Origin of the sequence: Streptococcus sinensis, assembly GCF_000767835.1 — a bacterium.
GTDB lineage: Bacteria > Bacillota > Bacilli > Lactobacillales > Streptococcaceae > Streptococcus > Streptococcus sinensis.
In genome coordinates, this window is sequence record NZ_JPEN01000055.1 from 40,888 (window position 1) to 58,379 (window position 17,492).

The 17,492-nt window shown below is 42.2% G+C and carries 23 protein-coding genes and 1 tRNA gene; 23 read left to right on the forward strand and 1 reads right to left on the reverse strand.

Features of this window, described 5'->3' with window-relative positions; translation table 11 throughout:
* Nucleotides 1-250: 250 nt before the first annotated feature.
* Both SSIN_RS03960 and SSIN_RS03965 read left to right on the forward strand, forming a co-directional pair.
* Nucleotides 251-1,090, forward strand: coding sequence for a class I SAM-dependent methyltransferase (locus SSIN_RS03960; protein ID WP_037616062.1), 840 nt, complete (start codon nt 251-253; stop codon nt 1,088-1,090).
* A gap of 87 nt (nt 1,091-1,177) precedes the next feature.
* Nucleotides 1,178-2,089 (forward strand): DMT family transporter, encoded by a 912-nt coding sequence (locus SSIN_RS03965; protein WP_037616066.1) that lies wholly within the window; start codon nt 1,178-1,180, stop codon nt 2,087-2,089.
* A gap of 112 nt (nt 2,090-2,201) precedes the next feature.
* Here SSIN_RS03965 and SSIN_RS03970 read toward each other — a convergent pair whose 3' ends face one another.
* Nucleotides 2,202-2,828: a TVP38/TMEM64 family protein gene (locus SSIN_RS03970; protein WP_037616068.1), complete on the reverse strand. Its 627-nt coding sequence runs from the start codon at nt 2,826-2,828 to the stop codon at nt 2,202-2,204.
* Between the two features lie 414 nt (nt 2,829-3,242).
* Here SSIN_RS03970 and SSIN_RS03975 point away from each other — a divergent pair, with 414 nt between their 5' ends.
* The 21 genes from SSIN_RS03975 to SSIN_RS04075 all read left to right on the forward strand — a co-directional run bounded on the left by SSIN_RS03975 (nt 3,243) and on the right by SSIN_RS04075 (nt 17,490).
* Nucleotides 3,243-4,373 (forward strand): ABC transporter ATP-binding protein, encoded by a 1,131-nt coding sequence (locus SSIN_RS03975; protein ID WP_037616069.1) that lies wholly within the window; start codon nt 3,243-3,245, stop codon nt 4,371-4,373.
* Nucleotides 4,374-4,528: 155 nt separating this feature from the next.
* The gene (locus tag SSIN_RS03980) at nt 4,529-5,056 is read left to right on the forward strand and encodes a YqeG family HAD IIIA-type phosphatase (RefSeq protein ID WP_037616070.1); all 528 of its coding nucleotides are present in this window, start codon (nt 4,529-4,531) and stop codon (nt 5,054-5,056) included.
* A 6-nt stretch (nt 5,057-5,062) separates the two neighbouring features.
* Entirely contained in the window at nt 5,063-6,169 is a 1,107-nt protein-coding gene (yqeH, locus tag SSIN_RS03985) for a ribosome biogenesis GTPase YqeH (protein ID WP_037616071.1), read from the forward strand.
* 107 nt (nt 6,170-6,276) lie between these two features.
* Entirely contained in the window at nt 6,277-6,588 is a 312-nt protein-coding gene (gene yhbY / locus SSIN_RS03990) for a ribosome assembly RNA-binding protein YhbY (protein ID WP_002896287.1), read from the forward strand.
* A 28-nt stretch (nt 6,589-6,616) separates the two neighbouring features.
* Entirely contained in the window at nt 6,617-7,249 is a 633-nt protein-coding gene (locus tag SSIN_RS03995) for a nicotinate-nucleotide adenylyltransferase (protein ID WP_037616072.1), read from the forward strand.
* Entirely contained in the window at nt 7,246-7,848 is a 603-nt protein-coding gene (yqeK, locus tag SSIN_RS04000) for a bis(5'-nucleosyl)-tetraphosphatase (symmetrical) YqeK (protein ID WP_037616074.1), read from the forward strand. The genes SSIN_RS03995 and yqeK overlap by 4 nt, the downstream gene beginning before the upstream one ends.
* 9 nt (nt 7,849-7,857) lie before the next feature.
* Nucleotides 7,858-8,223 (forward strand): ribosome silencing factor, encoded by a 366-nt coding sequence (rsfS, locus tag SSIN_RS04005; protein ID WP_002915774.1) that lies wholly within the window; start codon nt 7,858-7,860, stop codon nt 8,221-8,223.
* 72 nt (nt 8,224-8,295) lie between these two features.
* Nucleotides 8,296-9,030: a class I SAM-dependent DNA methyltransferase gene (locus tag SSIN_RS04010; RefSeq protein ID WP_037616077.1), complete on the forward strand. Its 735-nt coding sequence runs from the start codon at nt 8,296-8,298 to the stop codon at nt 9,028-9,030.
* Between the two features lie 15 nt (nt 9,031-9,045).
* Entirely contained in the window at nt 9,046-9,309 is a 264-nt protein-coding gene (locus SSIN_RS10675) for a hypothetical protein (protein WP_037616080.1), read from the forward strand.
* Between the two features lie 7 nt (nt 9,310-9,316).
* Nucleotides 9,317-9,820, forward strand: a complete 504-nt coding sequence (locus SSIN_RS04020) for a hypothetical protein (RefSeq protein WP_037616082.1) — start codon at nt 9,317-9,319, stop codon at nt 9,818-9,820.
* Nucleotides 9,817-10,908 (forward strand): nucleotidyltransferase, encoded by a 1,092-nt coding sequence (locus SSIN_RS04025; RefSeq protein WP_037616084.1) that lies wholly within the window; start codon nt 9,817-9,819, stop codon nt 10,906-10,908. The genes SSIN_RS04020 and SSIN_RS04025 overlap by 4 nt, the downstream gene beginning before the upstream one ends.
* 138 nt (nt 10,909-11,046) lie before the next feature.
* Nucleotides 11,047-11,928, forward strand: a complete 882-nt coding sequence (locus tag SSIN_RS04030) for a class II fructose-bisphosphate aldolase (RefSeq protein ID WP_037616086.1) — start codon at nt 11,047-11,049, stop codon at nt 11,926-11,928.
* A 201-nt stretch (nt 11,929-12,129) separates the two neighbouring features.
* Nucleotides 12,130-13,122 carry an ABC transporter ATP-binding protein gene (locus SSIN_RS04035; protein ID WP_037616087.1) on the forward strand — a complete coding sequence of 331 codons (993 nt, stop codon included), beginning with the start codon at nt 12,130-12,132 and terminating at the stop codon, nt 13,120-13,122.
* Nucleotide 13,123: 1 nt separating this feature from the next.
* Nucleotides 13,124-13,942 (forward strand): ABC transporter permease, encoded by an 819-nt coding sequence (locus SSIN_RS04040; protein WP_037616089.1) that lies wholly within the window; start codon nt 13,124-13,126, stop codon nt 13,940-13,942.
* A gap of 1 nt (nt 13,943) precedes the next feature.
* Entirely contained in the window at nt 13,944-14,729 is a 786-nt protein-coding gene (locus SSIN_RS04045) for an ABC transporter permease (protein WP_037616091.1), read from the forward strand.
* 50 nt (nt 14,730-14,779) lie between these two features.
* Nucleotides 14,780-15,238, forward strand: coding sequence for a GNAT family N-acetyltransferase (locus tag SSIN_RS04050; RefSeq protein ID WP_037616093.1), 459 nt, complete (start codon nt 14,780-14,782; stop codon nt 15,236-15,238).
* Between the two features lie 50 nt (nt 15,239-15,288).
* A tRNA-Thr gene (locus SSIN_RS04055) sits at nt 15,289-15,361 on the forward strand.
* A 177-nt stretch (nt 15,362-15,538) separates the two neighbouring features.
* Nucleotides 15,539-15,985: a LytTR family DNA-binding domain-containing protein gene (locus tag SSIN_RS04060; protein WP_037616095.1), complete on the forward strand. Its 447-nt coding sequence runs from the start codon at nt 15,539-15,541 to the stop codon at nt 15,983-15,985.
* A 5-nt stretch (nt 15,986-15,990) separates the two neighbouring features.
* Nucleotides 15,991-16,656 carry a LiaF transmembrane domain-containing protein gene (locus tag SSIN_RS04065; protein ID WP_037616096.1) on the forward strand — a complete coding sequence of 222 codons (666 nt, stop codon included), beginning with the start codon at nt 15,991-15,993 and terminating at the stop codon, nt 16,654-16,656.
* 132 nt (nt 16,657-16,788) lie between these two features.
* Nucleotides 16,789-16,977 (forward strand): 50S ribosomal protein L28, encoded by a 189-nt coding sequence (rpmB, locus tag SSIN_RS04070; RefSeq protein WP_001140948.1) that lies wholly within the window; start codon nt 16,789-16,791, stop codon nt 16,975-16,977.
* A gap of 147 nt (nt 16,978-17,124) precedes the next feature.
* Entirely contained in the window at nt 17,125-17,490 is a 366-nt protein-coding gene (locus SSIN_RS04075) for an Asp23/Gls24 family envelope stress response protein (protein WP_037616174.1), read from the forward strand.
* The last annotated feature ends 2 nt before the right edge of the window (nt 17,491-17,492 follow it).

A 17,492-nucleotide genomic window follows, 5' to 3' on the forward strand; every position in this document is an offset into this window, starting at 1 on the left:
AGTATAAGAGTATAAATTGAGGCTTGTGATCCTCGGAGTATCATGGAAAGTAGAAAAGGCTGCTTAGAAGTGGTATAATAATTTCCGACGAATCCTACTTATATAAGGGAGAGAGAAGGGAAATGTGGAAACTTTGAAGCCAATGTCTTGTCATGAAGCTTCTGAGGATAGCATGAACCTCTGCCATCACTTTCGAACAATAACTAAATGTAGAGTAGCATTAGTCTAAATAAGTGCGATTGGTATTTATATGACAGTAGAAAAGATAGTTATCGAGAAAAATACAGTTCAAGAAACGTTGATTATTCCTTTGTATGGAAGAAAAATGTGTTCTGAAAAATTTCCTGCCCTTTATAGAGATGAATTTGCGCAGACATTATGCCAGAGATTAGACTATGATTTTTCTCAACTGGAGAAAAAAAGAAATTCCTTCTTTTATGAATTTGGTGCTCTAGAAGCTGCTATGCGGCAATTAGACATGATGTGGGAGATTCAGCATTACTTGGAAAAGCATCCAGAAGCGACGGTAGTAAACCTTGGTTGTGGTCTGGATGATACGGGCAAAGCATGTGATAATGGCTTGTGCCACATCGTAAATATTGATCTTCCAGATGTTATATCTGTTCGCAAGGAGCTAATGAAAGAGCATGAGCGCGAAACGACGATTTCTTGTGACTTAAAAGATTATTCCTGGATGGATAGGATTGATGCTTCTAAAGGAATTATTTTGCTGGCTGCTGGCGTTTTTCACTATTTTACCAAAAATGAAGTCAAGCAGCTGGCTATTGAACTTTCCGAAAGGTATTCGGGTGGCTGTTTAGTGTTTGATAGTGTAGGGAAGCTAGGCTTAAAGTTAATGATGTCAAAAATATTAAAAAATATGGCTATGCCGCATGTCAGTGGGCTTTTCTATGTCAACAATCCGCAGAAAGAGTTGAACTGGTCGGACAGAATAAAAGTGACTTCAAAAGCGTATATGCTGGGATATTACAATATGAAAACTCCAGGTATTCATTTTTTGTATCGCTTACTGGCAAAGCTGGTTGATCAAGGACTGCAATTGTCTATTAATCGCATGGATTTCGACTAGAGAAATAGCTCCTCAAAATATAGTCAATTCGGTCGTTTGGGCCGAATTTTTGTGTTATAATTTTAGGATGAAGAGGAGATGTTTGGGATGTCAAATACAACAAAAGGAACGATTTTGACCTTGATTGCCGGAATTGCTTGGGGGCTGTCGGGAACCAGCGGTCAATATTTAATGGAACAGGGATTTCCAGTCTTAGTCCTGACTAATATTCGTCTCTTGCTAGTTGGAGGGCTTTTATTGGGGTATTTGCTTTTGACAGACAGGAAGAAGCTAAAGGCCATGCTGAGGGACAGACAGACGCTGGGCTCCATTCTGCTTTTTGCCTTGTTCGGCCTTCTGCTGAATCAGTTTTCTTATTTAAAGTCTATTTACGAAAGCAATGCTGGAACGGCTACAGTTTTGCAGTATGTCTGTCCAGTAGGGATTTTGGCTTATACTTGTATCAAAGACCGAGTGGCTCCAACTCTGACAGAACTTTTATCCATCATTTTAGCAATCGGCGGAACATTCTTGATAGCGACACATGGCCAGTTAAATCAGCTGACAGTTACGCCGGCAGGCCTTTTCTGGGGGCTTTTTGCAGCTTTTACCTATGCTTTGTATATTCTAATTCCAATTCAGCTAATCAAGTCTTGGGGCAGCATTCCAGTCATCGGAATTGGGATGATGATGGCAGGAAGTGCGCTGACACCCTTTAGCGGTTTGCTGCATTTTCATTGGAAATTATCAATGGAAGTCTATCTATCTTTAGCGGGGATTATCTTGATTGGTACGATTCTTGCTTATACTTTATTTCTTAAAGGGGCTAGTTTGGTTGGTCCGGTAAAATCCAGTCTGCTGGCAGCTGTTGAGCCGATATCAGCGGTTTTCTTTGCTTTTGCGATTATGCATGAGCGTTTTTATCTGATTGATTTTGCAGGTATGGCCATGATATTAATTGCTGTTCTATTGATTTCTCTTAAAGATCTGGTTTTAGAAAAGAAAAAAGGTCTCTTATAAAGCAAATAACGAACAAATTCGAATGGGTTTTCATCCCCAAACAGAATTTGCTCGTTTTTTAGTGCTCTTTGAAAAGTTTTCCTAAATTATTCTAGAAATTCTTTGGCTGGGTTTATTTTGATAGCAACTGCCAAAAAAAGTCAATGATATAGGTCAGCCCGTAGGTATAAATGACAAGGGTGAAGGGCTTGCAGATGAGAATAATAGTTATATAGCGCTTGAAACTCATCTTGGTCAGAGCCGCCAGCATACAGAGGAAATCTGCGGGACTGATGGGCCAAATCATCATGAAAATAAAGAAGCGGTCAAAGCGATTGCCCTTATCTAGCCAGCCAATGTATTTGTCGTAGGTGCGCTTGCTGACGACAGATTGGACAAAGGCGGGGCCATAGGTGCGGGCTAGATAGAAGATAATTGCGCAGCCGATGACAATGCCAACATAATTATAAATGGTTCCTACGATATGACCGTAGATAAAGACACCGGCAACTGAGGTCAGCGCTCCGGGAATAACAGGCACAACTGTCTGCAGAATCTGCAAGAAAATAAAGAGGGGCGGCCCCCAGACTCCAGCCTGCTGGATAAAGGCAGACAGGGTTTCTTTGGATTCCAGAATACCAGCAAAATATGCCCAAATGCAGAAAACAAGGGTGCCAGCAGCACCGATAATAGATGACCAGTTGATGATTTTTTGCAAACAAGGAGAGACCGTCGCCATCCTTTTGTTCTTCCCTGACATAAATTCCTCCGGGACTGTTTTTAAAGTAGGTTATCCAGTATTTATCATGAAATAAATATAATTTACTTTCTAATCATATTTTATCATATTTTAAAAGAATGTAAATTTCAGAAATTCTTAAAAAGAGTTGTAAAGATACTTTTTTAAACTAGATTTAAATGCTACAAAGTTATTTTCGCTTTGTTAGCTGAAGGTGCATATATTTTTATGTCGAAAGTGGGTTGGATGAGGAGTAGGCAGGCATTTTTTTCTTCCTTTAAGCTGGCTTTAAAAATTATTTTAAAAAATTGTGCAAACGTTTGAATAAATACTTGAAATAATCTTTAAAAAAGGATATAATGTCATTATGAAAGCGCTTTGAAACGCTTGGATGTTTCAGAGGCAATTATTTTTATATAAAATAAAGGGGAACTTATGGTTGAATTAAATCTGAAAAACATTTATAAGAAGTATCCAAACAGTGAGCACTATTCTGTTGAAGACTTTAATTTGGACATCAAGGACAAGGAATTTATAGTCTTTGTCGGTCCGTCAGGATGCGGGAAATCCACAACGTTGCGCATGATTGCAGGTCTTGAGGACATCACAGAAGGAACAGCTTCGATTGATGGCAAGGTTGTCAACGATGTCGCACCGAAAGACCGCGATATTGCTATGGTCTTCCAGAACTACGCCCTCTATCCGCACATGACGGTGTATGACAATATGGCTTTCGGACTGAAACTGCGCAAGTACAGCAAAGAAGATATTGATAGACGTGTGCAAGAAGCGGCTGAAATCCTTGGTTTGAAGGAATTCTTGGAGCGTAAACCAGCAGACCTTTCTGGTGGTCAACGTCAGCGTGTTGCCATGGGTCGTGCCATCGTGCGTGATGCAAAGGTTTTCCTAATGGACGAGCCTTTGTCAAACTTGGATGCTAAATTGCGGGTATCTATGCGAGCTGAGATTGCCAAGATTCACCGCCGTATCGGAGCAACCACCATCTACGTTACCCACGACCAAACAGAAGCTATGACGCTTGCGGATCGCATTGTTATCATGTCTGCAACCAAGAACCCTGCTGGAACTGGAACGATTGGTCGAGTGGAGCAAATCGGTAGCCCACAGGAAGTTTACAACAATCCAGTCAACAAGTTTGTGGCCGGTTTCATCGGTAGCCCAGCTATGAACTTCATCACGGTTACACTCAATGGCGATGAAATTACTGCTGATGGTTTGTGCTTGAAAGTGCCAGAAGGAACTCTGAAAGTTCTGCGTGAGAAGGGCTATGACGGCAAGAAATTAATCTTCGGTATTCGTCCAGAAGACATCAATACCGAACCTGCCTTCTTAGAGACTTTCCCAGACTCTGTCGTACATGCGACAATTTCTGTTTCTGAGCTCTTAGGTTCTGAGTCTCACCTTTACTGCCAAGTTGGCGACAGCGAGTTTATCGCGCGTGTAGATGCTCGTGATTACCTGCAGACAGGTGCGGGTATTGACCTTGGCTTTGACCTGAACAAGGCGCATTTCTTCGATTTCGAAACAGAGAAGACAGTTTATTAAAACACGCTAAAACAGCTACTGGAAAGTGGCTGTTTTTTTGGATTGGTAGAGCAAAGTAAGGCAAATGCTGATTTTTCATAAATGGATAAACTCAGTGGTGCAAAAAACAGTTATTTTTGCTATAATAATGAGAATACGAATTTTTGGAGAGAGATGTGGCGATTGAAGATTATATGCCAGACTTTGCGGTCGAGGCAGTTTACGATTTGACAGTAGAGAGTTTGAAAAGACAGGGTATCAAAGCGGTTTTGGTGGATTTGGATAACACCTTGATTGCTTGGAATAATCCTGACGGGACCCCAGAGATGAAGAAGTGGCTCCATGATCTGCGGGATGCAGGTATTCGTATTATCGTAGTGTCCAATAATAACCAAAAACGGGTTAAGCGGGCTGTCGAAAAGTTTGATATTGATTATATCTACTGGGCCATGAAGCCTTTCACTTGGGGCATTGACCGAGCGCTCAAGCTTTTTCATTTTGAAAAAAATGAAGTGGTCATGGTGGGTGATCAGCTCATGACAGATATCCGGGCGGCTCATCGGGCTGGGATTCGCTCGATTTTGGTCAAGCCACTGGTCAAGCATGACTCCATCAAGACCCAGATCAATCGGGCGCGTGAACGCCGTGTGCTCAAGAAAATTACTGAAAAATACGGCCCAATTCAATACAAAAAAGGAATTTAAGAAAGAATGGAAGAACTTCTCTGTATCGGCTGTGGAGCCACTATTCAGACAGAAGACAAGAGCAAGCTAGGCTACACGCCCCAGTCGGCTCTAGAAAAAGGCTTGGAGACAGGCGAACTCTATTGCCAGCGCTGTTTCCGCCTGCGCCATTATAATGAAATCAGCGATGTCCAGCTGACGGATGATGACTTTCTACGGCTTCTCCACGACGTTGGAGATAGCGATGCTTTGGTCGTCAATGTTGTCGATATTTTTGACTTTAATGGCTCGGTCATTCCTGGACTGCCTCGTTTTGTCGCAGGAAATGATGTGCTCTTGGTCGGGAATAAAAAGGACATTTTACCTAAGTCAGTCAAGGATAGCAAGGTGACCCAATGGCTGACGGAGCGAGCTCACGAAGAAGGTCTGCGTCCAGTTGATGTCATTCTGACCTCTGCTCAAAACAAGCAGGCCATTAAGGACTTGATTGACAAAATCGAGCATTGTCGCAAGGGACGTGATGTGTATGTGGTCGGCGTGACCAATGTGGGCAAGTCCACTTTGATTAACGCCATTATTCAAGAAATCACGGGCGATAAGGATGTCATTACGACTTCGCGCTTCCCAGGCACGACTCTGGATAAAATCGAGATTCCTTTGGCGGATGGCAGTCATATCTATGATACACCGGGTATTATCCATCGTCACCAGATGGCTCACTATCTTTCTGCTAAGAATCTCAAATATGTCAGCCCCAAAAAGGAAATCAAACCCAAAACCTATCAGCTTAATCCAAATCAAACCCTCTTTTTGGGTGGTTTAGGCCGTTTTGACTTTGTGGCAGGTGACAAGCAAGGCTTCACGGCTTATTTTGACAATGAGCTCAAGCTCCACCGGACTAAGTTGGAAGGTGCTAGCGATTTTTATGACAAGCATGTCGGCAGTCTTTTAGTGCCGCCAGTTGGCAAGGAAAGGGAAGAATTTCCAGCCTTGGTCAAGCATGAATTTACCATCAAGGACAAGACAGATATCGTCTTCTCTGGTCTGGGGTGGATTCGCGTCAGCGGTCCTGCCCGAGTAGCTGGCTGGGCGCCAGAGGGTGTGGCGGTTGTCACTCGGAAAGCTATTATATAATACTCAAGAAACCAAGGGGAACAAATCCCCTTAAAATAAGGAAGGAAGAGGCCATGAATGGTTGGGACTAAAGTGAATCCTGACTGTATCAAGCCTTATAGAAGAACATGACACTAACATCAAAACAACGGGCCTTTCTCAACAGTCAGGCGCATAGTCTCAAACCTATCATTCAGATAGGGAAAAATGGACTCAACGACCAAATCAAAACCAGCGTCCGTCAGGCACTGGATGCGCGAGAACTGATCAAGGTTACGCTCTTACAGAATACAGATGAGAATATCCATGAGGTTGCGGAGATTTTGGAAGAAGAAATCGGAGTGGATACGGTGCAGAAAATCGGCCGTATCTTGATTCTCTACAAGCAGTCCAGCAAGAAAGAAAATCGCAAACTCTCTGTTAAAGTCAAGCAAATTTAAGGAAAAATTTCTGTGGAGATATCAGCCTATGGCTATTGAATTACTGACCCCCTTTACCAAGGTGGAATTAGAACCAGAAGTTAAAGATAAAAAACGCAAGCAGATTGGCATTTTAGGTGGGAATTTCAACCCTGTCCACCATGCTCATTTGGTTGTGGCGGATCAGGTCCGGCAACAGTTAGGCTTGGATCAGGTCCTGCTCATGCCAGAGTACGAGCCGCCTCATGTGGATAAGAAAGAGACCATTGAGGAAAAGCATCGGCTGAAGATGCTGGAGCTGGCTATCGAGGGTATTGAAGGCCTAGGGATTGAAACCATTGAGCTGGAGCGCAAGGGAATTTCCTACACCTACGACACTATGAAGCTACTGACAGAGCAACATCCAGATACGGACTATTACTTTATCATCGGTGCGGATATGGTAGACTATCTGCCTAAGTGGTACCGCATTGATGAGCTGGTTGAGCTGGTTCAGTTTGTCGGTGTTCAGCGGCCGCGCTACAAGGCGGGGACTTCTTACCCTGTCATCTGGGTGGATGTCCCCCTTATGGATATTTCCTCCAGTATGGTACGGGATTTTCTGGCTCAGGGACGAACTCCTAATTTTCTGCTACCTCAGCCAGTTTTAGACTATATCGAGAAAGAAGGGCTTTACCTATGACCTATGAAAGCTATATCAGTATGAGCCGTGAGGCCTTGCTGGCTAAGATGGAAACAGTCATGCCCGAGAAACGCCTGCGGCATTGTCTGGGTGTGGAAAAAGCTGCCCGTGAATTAGCGGAGCGCTTCGGTCTTGACGTCGAAAAAGCGGGTCTGGCAGGACTCCTGCACGACTATGCGAAAAAGGTCTCGGATGAGGAATTTCTGGCCTTGATTGACAAATACCAGCTGGATCCTGACCTGAAAAATTGGGGTAATAATGTCTGGCATGGCATGGTGGGTATTTACAAGATTCAGGAAGACCTAGGGATGAAAGATGCAGAGATTCTGCGAGCTATCGAGATTCATACAGTGGGCAGTGGCACCATGTCTGAGCTGGACAAGGTCGTCTATGTCGCCGACTACATTGAGTACAACCGAGATTTTCCGGGAGTAGACAAGGCCAGAGAGTTAGCCCAGCAGTCGCTCAATCAAGCTGTGGCCTACGAAACAGCTCGGACCGTGGAGCATTTGGCTCACAAAGGAATCCCTATCTACCCGCAGACCCTGGAGACCTACAATGCTTTTGTAGGATATTTGAAGGAAATAAAAGAAAATTAAAGAGGAACTATGAAAGAACAAGAATTATTGGAACTGGTCGTGAAGGCCGCCGATGAAAAGCGTGCAGAAGATATTGTGGCTTTGGACTTGCAAGGTCTGACTACTGTGACAGATTACTTTGTCATCGTCAGCTCGATGAATAGTCGTCAGCTGGATGCGGTCGCTGAAAATATCCGCGAGAAAGCTGCTGCGGCTGGAGTTTCTGCTGGCCATGTTGAGGGTGACGCAGCTGGTGGCTGGGTGCTCTTAGATTTGGGTGGCATCGTTGTCCATGTCTTTTCTGAGGAAATGCGGGCGCACTACAACCTAGAAAAACTCTGGCACGAAGCAACTGGTGTGGATGTTGCAGCCTTATTGGAAGAAAAAAACAAGTGATTTTGCCCTTAGGCAGAAAGCAGAATTTAGCTCAGTCAGCCTGCTGGCTGGGCTATTTTTGAAAGGAAAAGTATGGCAACTTATGAAACCTTCGCGTCGGTTTACGATGCGATTATGGATGATTCTTTGTATGAGAAGTGGACGGATTTCAGCCTGCGTCATTTTCCCAAAGATAAGAAAAAGCTGCTGGAGCTGGCCTGTGGTACGGGCATTCAGTCTATCTATTTTAAGCAGGCTGGTTTTGAGGTGACGGGGCTGGATCTGAGTCAGGAAATGCTGGATTTGGCAGAGAAGCGCAGCAGAGAGGCTGGGTTGGACATTCCCTTTATCCAGGGCAATATGCTGGATTTGAGTGACATTGGTCAGTTTGATTTGGTGACTTGCTATTCAGACTCGATTTGCTATATGGAGGATGAAGTGGATGTCGGTCAGGTCTTCGCAGAAGTTTACCAGCATCTAAATGAGGGCGGTCGCTTTATCTTTGACGTGCACTCGATTTACCAGATTGATGAGGTTTTTCCCGGCTATTCCTATCATGAAAATGCTGAAAATTTTGCCATGGTGTGGGATTCCTATGTGGACGAACCGCCTCATTCCATCGTGCATGAGCTGACCTTCTTTGTCCAAGATGAGGATGGGCGATTCACGCGCCATGATGAAGTACACGAGGAGCGGACCTATGAGATTCTGACCTATGATATTTTGTTGGAGCAGGCTGGCTTTAAGAATGTCAAGGTGTACGCGGACTTTGAGGACAAGGAGCCAACCGACAAGAGCGCTCGCTGGTTCTTTGTCGTGGAGAAATAGAAGGAGCTTTTTATTATGGCAAATAATGATAGGATTTTATTTTGCCTAGTCATTTTGTATTTTCTGTTCTATTTAGTGAGATTTTATGTTAAAAACTGGAACAGAAAAAAAATAGAGAATTTTTTAAATTCACTGATAGATAAGTTGAAAGAAATATATTCAAGTGACTGGGATCTTATCAAGAATAAATTACTTTCTGCAAAAGTAGTAAAAAAAAATTTTAGGGGTTATGCTGGGAGTAAGTATTCTAATAGCATTACTCTGTTTATATTTAGTTAGGTTGATATTGAAATATCCAATTTCATTTTTTAATAAGATATTAGACGTAGAGAAAGAAAATGGCTTTGAGTTGTTAAAATATATAATATTCCCTATTTTTTCAGCTTTTTGTTTTGTTAAATACTTAAAATCAGTAAAAATTCATAGCAAAGTGTTGGAATTAATTATAAAATTTTATGATGAAATTTTGATACAATTGTCAAATAATATGTTATTGATATTCCTTATTATCGTTCTATTTTTAATACCTCATCTACTTAAGTTCTTCGTAAGAAAGGAATCACCGATAATAAAAGAGATTGCTATTTATTTTTCTAAATGGATTCAAATTGTTACAATTATACTATTATTTATTTTAATTGTCGGGACTTATGTTCTTTTATTGGATGATTTAAATAATAATCAGGTTGATTCGTATACAATTATCCCTTTGTTTATTGCGGGTTGTATGATTTGTTCAAATATTATTATTAAATTATTAGCTACTATACATGATGGTGAGACAGAATGACAGTGACTGGTATTATCGCAGAGTTTAATCCTTTCCATAAGGGACACAAATATCTGCTGGATCAAGCTTCTGGTCTGAAAATCATCGCCATGAGTGGTAATTTCGTCCAGCGAGGCGAGCCGGCTATCGTGGACAAGTGGACTCGGGCCCAGATGGCTTTAGAAGCCGGAGCGGATCTGGTCGTTGAGTTGCCTTTCTTGGTCAGCGTTCAGGCGGCGGATTTTTTCGCTAAGGGAGCGGTAGACATCTTAGAGAGGCTGGGCATTGATTATCTGACTTTTGGGACTGAGGAAGTGCTGGACTACGAGAGTATTTCTAGGGTCTATGGTGAAAAGGCAGAGCAGATGGAGGCTTATCTGGCTGGCTTGCCTGATTCTCTATCCTATCCTCAAAAGACTCAGGCCATGTGGCAGGAGTTTGCAGGGCTCAATTTCTCAGGCTCTACTCCCAATCATATCTTGGGCTTGGCCTATGCCAAAGCTGTGGCGGGAAAGGCTATAAAACTGTGTCCGATTCAACGTCAGGGGGCTGGCTATCATTCCTTGTCAGCTAAGCAGGAATTTGCGTCCGCAACTGCCCTTCGCCAGAATCTGGATCAGCCAGCCTTTCTCAAAAAATTCACTCCAAGCTATAAGCTGCTTGAGACGGCACCCAAGGTGACCTGGTCGGACCTCTTTCCTTATCTCCGTTACCAGATAGTGACCTGTCCAGATTTGACAGACTTTTATCAGGTCAATCAGGAATTGGCTGTTCGGATTAGGGAGGTCTTGAAAAGCAGTGAGACTATAGAAGAGCTAGTTGATCAAGTGGCGACCAAGCGCTATACCAAGGCTCGGGTTCGGCGTCTGCTGACCTATATCCTAGTCGGAGCTAGACAAGAAGAGCTTCCACCAGGCATTCATATTTTAGGCTTTTCCGAGCAGGGACGCCAGCATTTGTCCCAGCTTAAAGGAAAGGTTGAATTCGTCAGCCGTATCGGCAAGGAGCCATGGGACAGTCTGACCCAGCAGGCAGACAAGGTCTATCAGCTGGGCAATCCCGCATTTATGGAACAGAATTTTGGGCGAATTCCAATACAGGTTGATTGATAAAATGTTTATATGAAATGGCGTCCCTTTTATATTTACTTAAAATTTCAGGAAAAACTAGCATTTTCCTTGAAAAAGTGATAAAATAAACAATGTAAGTGGTTTAATCCACAAAAAATAAGAGGAGGCCTGATAACAATGGCAATCGTTTCAGCAGAAAAATTTGTCCAAGCAGCTCGTGACAATGGTTACGCAGTTGGTGGATTCAACACAAACAACCTTGAGTGGACTCAAGCTATCCTGCGTGCGGCAGAAGCTAAAAAAGCTCCAGTTTTGATCCAAACTTCTATGGGTGCTGCTAAGTACATGGGTGGATACAAGGTATGTAAATCTCTCATTGAAAACCTTGTAGAATCAATGGGTATTACTGTACCAGTAGCTATCCACCTTGACCACGGTCACTACGAAGATGCACTTGAGTGTATTCGAGTTGGTTATACTTCAGTTATGTTTGACGGTTCACACCTTCCAGTTGAAGAAAACCTTGAAAAAGCTCGTAAAGTTGTAGAATTTGCTCATGCAAACGGCGTGTCAGTAGAAGCTGAAGTTGGTACTATCGGTGGTGAAGAAGACGGAATCATTGGTGATGGCGAATTGGCTCCAATTGAAGATGCTAAAGCAATGGTTGCAACTGGTATTGACTTCTTGGCAGCTGGTATCGGTAACATCCACGGTCCTTACCCAGCAAACTGGAAAGGTCTTCACCTTGATCACTTGCAAAAATTGACAGAAGCAGTTCCAGGATTCCCAATCGTATTGCATGGTGGTTCAGGTATTCCTGATGACCAAATCCAAGCAGCTATCAAACTTGGTGTTGCGAAAGTTAACGTTAACACTGAATGCCAAATCGCATTCGCTAACGCAACTCGCAAATTTGCTCGTGACTACGAAGCAAATGAAGCAGAATACGACAAGAAGAAACTCTTCGACCCACGTAAATTCTTGGCTGAAGGTGTCAAAGCTATCCAAGCATCTGTTGAAGAACGTATCGACGTCTTCGGTTCAGAAGGTAAAGCTTAATTAGGCTATATACAAAACGGAAACCTGCCCGTAAGGGTAGGTTTTTTGGTGTGTGATAAAATATAATAATTATTTTTAAATTACCTATGTTCGTTTGGAAGTAAAAGTGGTAGCATAGTGAGGAGATAAGATTCTATTTTTCTGAGTTAGATAGGAAAAAGGTCTGTAACATGAATTGAATGATAGGATATTGAGAAACGTATGGCAATGATAGAAGTGGAACATCTTCAGAAAAATTTTGTGAAGACAGTTAAGGAACCAGGGTTAAAGGGGGCTTTACGCTCCTTTATTCATCCTGAAAAGCAGACCTTTGAAGCGGTTAGGGATTTGACTTTTGAGGTGCCTAAGGGGCAGATTTTAGGCTTTATCGGGGCAAATGGTGCTGGGAAGTCGACAACCATCAAAATGTTGACAGGGATTTTAAAGCCGACATCGGGCTATTGTCGGATCAATGGCAAGATTCCTCAGGATAATCGCCAAGATTATGTCAAGGATATTGGAGTTGTTTTTGGACAACGCACCCAGCTATGGTGGGATTTGGCTTTGCAAGAGACCTACACGGTCTTGAAAGAGATTTACGATGTGCCAGACTCGCTCTTCCATAAGCGAATGGATTTTTTGAATGAAGTCTTGGATTTGAAGGAATTTATCAAAGACCCCGTGCGAACTCTTTCACTGGGACAACGGATGCGGGCTGATATCGCAGCTTCCTTGCTTCACAATCCCAAGGTTCTCTTTTTAGATGAGCCGACCATTGGTTTGGACGTTTCGGTCAAGGACAACATTCGTCGGGCTATCACCCAGATAAATCAAGAGGAAGAAACAACCATTCTCTTGACCACTCACGACCTGAGTGATATTGAGCAACTTTGTGATCGGATTTTTATGATTGACAAGGGGCAGGAGATTTTTGATGGAACGGTGAGCCAGCTCAAGGCCACTTTTGGCAAGATGAAGACTCTCTCCTTTGAACTGGTGCCAGGTCAAAATCATCTCGTCTCTCACTATGAAGGCTTACCTGATATGACCATTGATAGACAAGGAAACAGCCTCAATATTGAATTTGATAGTTCATGCTATCAGTCTGCTGATATTATCAAACAAACCCTGTCTGATTTTGAAATCCGCGATTTGAAGATGATGGATACGGATATTGAGGATATTATCCGTCGCTTCTATCGAAAGGAGCTCTAAGATGGTCAAATTGTGGAGACGTTATAAACCCTTTATCAATGCAGGGATTCAGGAGTTGATTACCTATCGAGTCAACTTTATTCTCTATCGGATTGGCGATGTCATGGGGGCTTTTGTGGCTTTTTATCTCTGGAAGGCTGTCTTTGATTCCTCGCAGGAATCCTTGATTCAGGGTTTCAGCATGGCAGATATCACCCTCTACATCATCATGAGTTTTGTGACCAATCTTTTGACCAGGTCGGATAGCTCTTTTATGATTGGTGAGGAGGTCAAGGATGGTTCTATTATCATGCGCTTGTTGCGACCGGTGCATTTTGCGGCCTCTTATCTCTTCACCGAACTTGGTTCCAAGTGGTTGATTTTTATCAGTGTAGGGCTGCCATTTTTAACTGTCATTGTTTTGATGAAAATCTTATCTGGGCAAGGGATTTTGGAAGTGCTGGGATTAACTGTCCTTTATCTCTTTAGCTTAACGCTAGCCTACCTGATTAACTTTTTCTTTAATATCTGCTTTGGATTTTCAGCCTTTGTGTTTAAAAATCTATGGGGTTCCAATTTACTCAAGACTTCAATAGTGGCCTTTATGTCTGGAAGTTTGATTCCCTTGGCTTTCTTTCCTAAAATCGTTTCAGATATTCTGTCCTTTTTGCCTTTTTCATCCTTGATTTACACTCCGGTTATGATTATCGTTGGGAAATACGATACTAGTCAGATTCTTCAAGCACTTTTGCTCCAGTTCTTCTGGCTCTTAGTGATGGCGGGCTTGTCTCAGTTGATTTGGAAACGAGTCCAGTCATTTATCACCATTCAAGGAGGTTAGTATGAAAAAATATCAACGCATGCATCTGATTTTTATCAGACAATACATCAAGCAAATCATGGAATACAAGGTTGATTTTGTGGTTGGTGTTTTAGGTGTCTTCTTGACCCAAGGCTTGAACCTCTTATTTCTCAACGTGCTCTTCCAACACATCCCTTCCTTGGAAGGCTGGACATTCCAAGAGATTGCCTTTATCTATGGCTTTTCCTTGATTCCCAAGGGACTGGACCATCTCTTTTTTGACAATCTCTGGGCACTAGGCCAACGCCTAGTCCGAAAAGGGGAGTTTGACAAGTATCTGACGCGTCCTATCAATCCTCTCTTCCACATCCTAGTTGAGACCTTTCAGATTGATGCCTTGGGCGAACTTTTGGTCGGTGGCATTCTGCTAGCGACAACGGTGACCAGTATTGCCTGGACTCTTCCCAAATTCTTGCTTTTCCTAGTTTGTATTCCTTTTGCGACCTTGATTTATACTTCCTTAAAAATAGCGACTGCTAGTATCGCTTTTTGGACCAAGCAGTCAGGTGCCATGATTTACATTTTCTATATGTTTAATGACTTTGCCAAGTATCCGATTTCCATTTACAATTCGCTCCTTCGTTGGTTGATCAGCTTTATCGTGCCTTTCGCCTTTACAGCCTACTATCCTGCCAGCTATTTCTTGCAGGATAAGGATGGACTCTTTAATATCGGTGGTTTGATTCTGATTTCTCTTATCTTCTTTGTCATTTCCTTGAAACTATGGGACAGGGGCTTAGACGCCTACGAAAGTGCAGGATCGTAAGATAGAAAATATGATTAGCCCTAAAGCTTAAATCAAGAAAGGATTTTAAGATGATAGTAATTGAAGAAGTGAAGGAAGAAAAACAAAAGATGCTAGTGGTTAGCGAAGTTTTGAAGGATCTGCCAGAGTGGTTTGGAATACCTGAAAGCACACAAGCTTACATTGAAGGAGCCGCGGATTTGCAAGTTTGGGCTGCCTATCAGGAGAGTGATTTGGCTGGCTTTATCAGCTTATCTTACTCTAGCGAAGATTGTGCTGAGATTGACTGCTTGGCTGTTAAGAAATGCTATCATAGAGCGGGAATTGGCAGTCAACTTCTAGGAGCTTTGGAAAGTACTGCTCGTCAAAAAGCATCCTACCTGCAAGTCAAAACGGTAGCACCAGGTCATTATTCTACTTACGACAAGACGAACGCTTTCTATCAGGCTCAGGGCTTTAAAAAGTTAGAAATCTTTCCTGAACTTTGGGATAAGAGCAACCCTTGTTTGATTTGGGTTAAAAAGTTGTGAAATTTCCCTTGACAAAAAAACTCAAGATGCTAAAATAAAAGGGAAAAGGCGCCGATTTAGCTCAGTTGGTAGAGCAACGCACTCGTAACGCGTAGGTCACAGGTTCGATCCCTGCAATCGGCATGTTTATAAAGGGAAATCTTGTTAAACCAAGGTTTCTTTTTTTTTACTTGTGAAGAAACGGAATGTTCACCTAGTCGATTTAACCACTTACCAGTCGATATTGACCACTTACTGAAAATCCCTTGTTTCTTTTCAAGGAATTGTTATAATAAAAATAGGAAGAGGGGAGAAGTGCATATGAAAGTTCGGATTGAGCTAGATGACAGTTTAGCTGATACAGAATTAGTGATTCGAGTATCTCGGATTGATGAACGAATTCAAAAAATTCAAGATGTCCTAGAAGAATCTGCTGCTCCCACCATCCTCTTTTATAAGGAAAGTAGTGAGTATTTTGTGGAGTTAGCGGAGATTCTCTTTTTTGAGACCGATGGAGCTAAAATATTTGCCCATGCTTGCAACGATGCTTATGAAGTCAAGTTGAAACTCTACGAATTGGAGGAATTACTTCCCCGCTATTTTTGCAGGATTTCCAAATCAACCATTGTGAATGCTAAGGCAATCTATTCTTTAGAAAAGTCTTTCTCAGGCACCAGTTCTGTACAGTTTTCTAAAACGCATAAGAAAGTGCATGTTTCAAGGCACTATTATCAGTTGTTAAAAGAAAAGTTAAGTGAAGTGAGGTAATCATCATGAAAAAAACAATTTTGGGAATCGGTTTTTTGGTCCTGGCGGGCTGGGTTCTGCTACAGGGAAATTTTGGCATTCCTATATTCAATTTTAATATCTGGCCCCTGCTTTTGGTCGGCATGTTTGCGTATTTTGCTTTGGAAAATTTCTTGGAGCGAGATTTTGGCACTGGTCTCGTCATGTCGATGATTGCCCTGATTATTGCCAATTCTGTCTACCACTTTTTGGCCATTTCTACAGGAACCTTGGTTTTGGGCGGTATTCTGGCTTGCATTGGTTTAAATATGATTTTTAAGCCTCGAAAGATTTGGTGCTATCGTCATTTTTCTAGAAAAGGCCTATCCACGACTGAGGGGGAAATTTCCTTTGGTAGCGGCACTCGCTATATCAACTCAGCTAACTTCACCTACGAGAAGTTAGACTGTACTTTTGGCAGTGCATCAGTTTACTTTGATAATGCAACCATCGTAGAGGAGTCAGCAACTTTTGAAGTAGATCTGTCTTTCGGTAGTGCGACGCTATACATTCCGAGCAACTGGCGAGTAGAGCTAAATGTGGATAATGCTTTCGGTACAGTCGTTAATCCGCATAATGTCAATGAAAAGGATAAAACCTTGTATATACGCGGCGATATTGCCTTTGGAACTTTGAAGATTGTTTATATTTGAAAACGGATTATTGTCACATTTTACAAAGTTTGGGAAAATTTACTTGCCAAATAGTGAGTTTTTTGGTAATATAGTACGGTATGTGGTGCTAGCACATCCGTAATATTAGATCTAATAGGAGGAAACACGATAATGGCTAAAGTATGTTACTTTACAGGTCGTAAGACTGTATCTGGAAACAACCGCTCTCACGCGATGAACCAAACAAAACGCGCTGTTAAACCAAATCTTCAAAAAGTTACTGTTTTGATTGACGGAAAACCTAAAAAAGTTTGGGCTTCAGCTCGCGCGCTTAAGTCAGGTAAAGTTGAACGCGTTTAATGTATAAAAGGGATTGGAAAGATTTCTTTCTTTCCTTTTTTTGTTGGTTAAATTTTCAGGCTAGACAGTTTATTTCTATCCTTCCTCTTTTACACCCTGTCTAAAATATGGTAAAATAAACTATAAAATACTTTTGAGGTACAAATGATGACTGTAAAGATCAATACAAAAGATGGTCAAATCGAACTGACTGATGATGTGATTGCGACAATCGTTGGCGGTGCAGCGACTGAAATTTTTGGTGTGGTTGGTATGGCCAGCAAGAAGGCAATTAAAGACAACTTTCAAGCACTTTTGGGTAAAGAAAACTATGCCAAGGGTGTGGTAGTGAAAACGACTGAAGATGGTGGCATTGCAGTTGATGTTTATACCGTTTTGAGTTACGGCGTTAAAATCAGTGAAGTTTCCAAAAACATCCAAGAACGGGTCAAGTTTAGTTTGGAAAATCAACTCGGAATCACTGCCCACACAGTGAATGTTTATATCCAAAATATTAAAGTTGTAGGAGAATAATC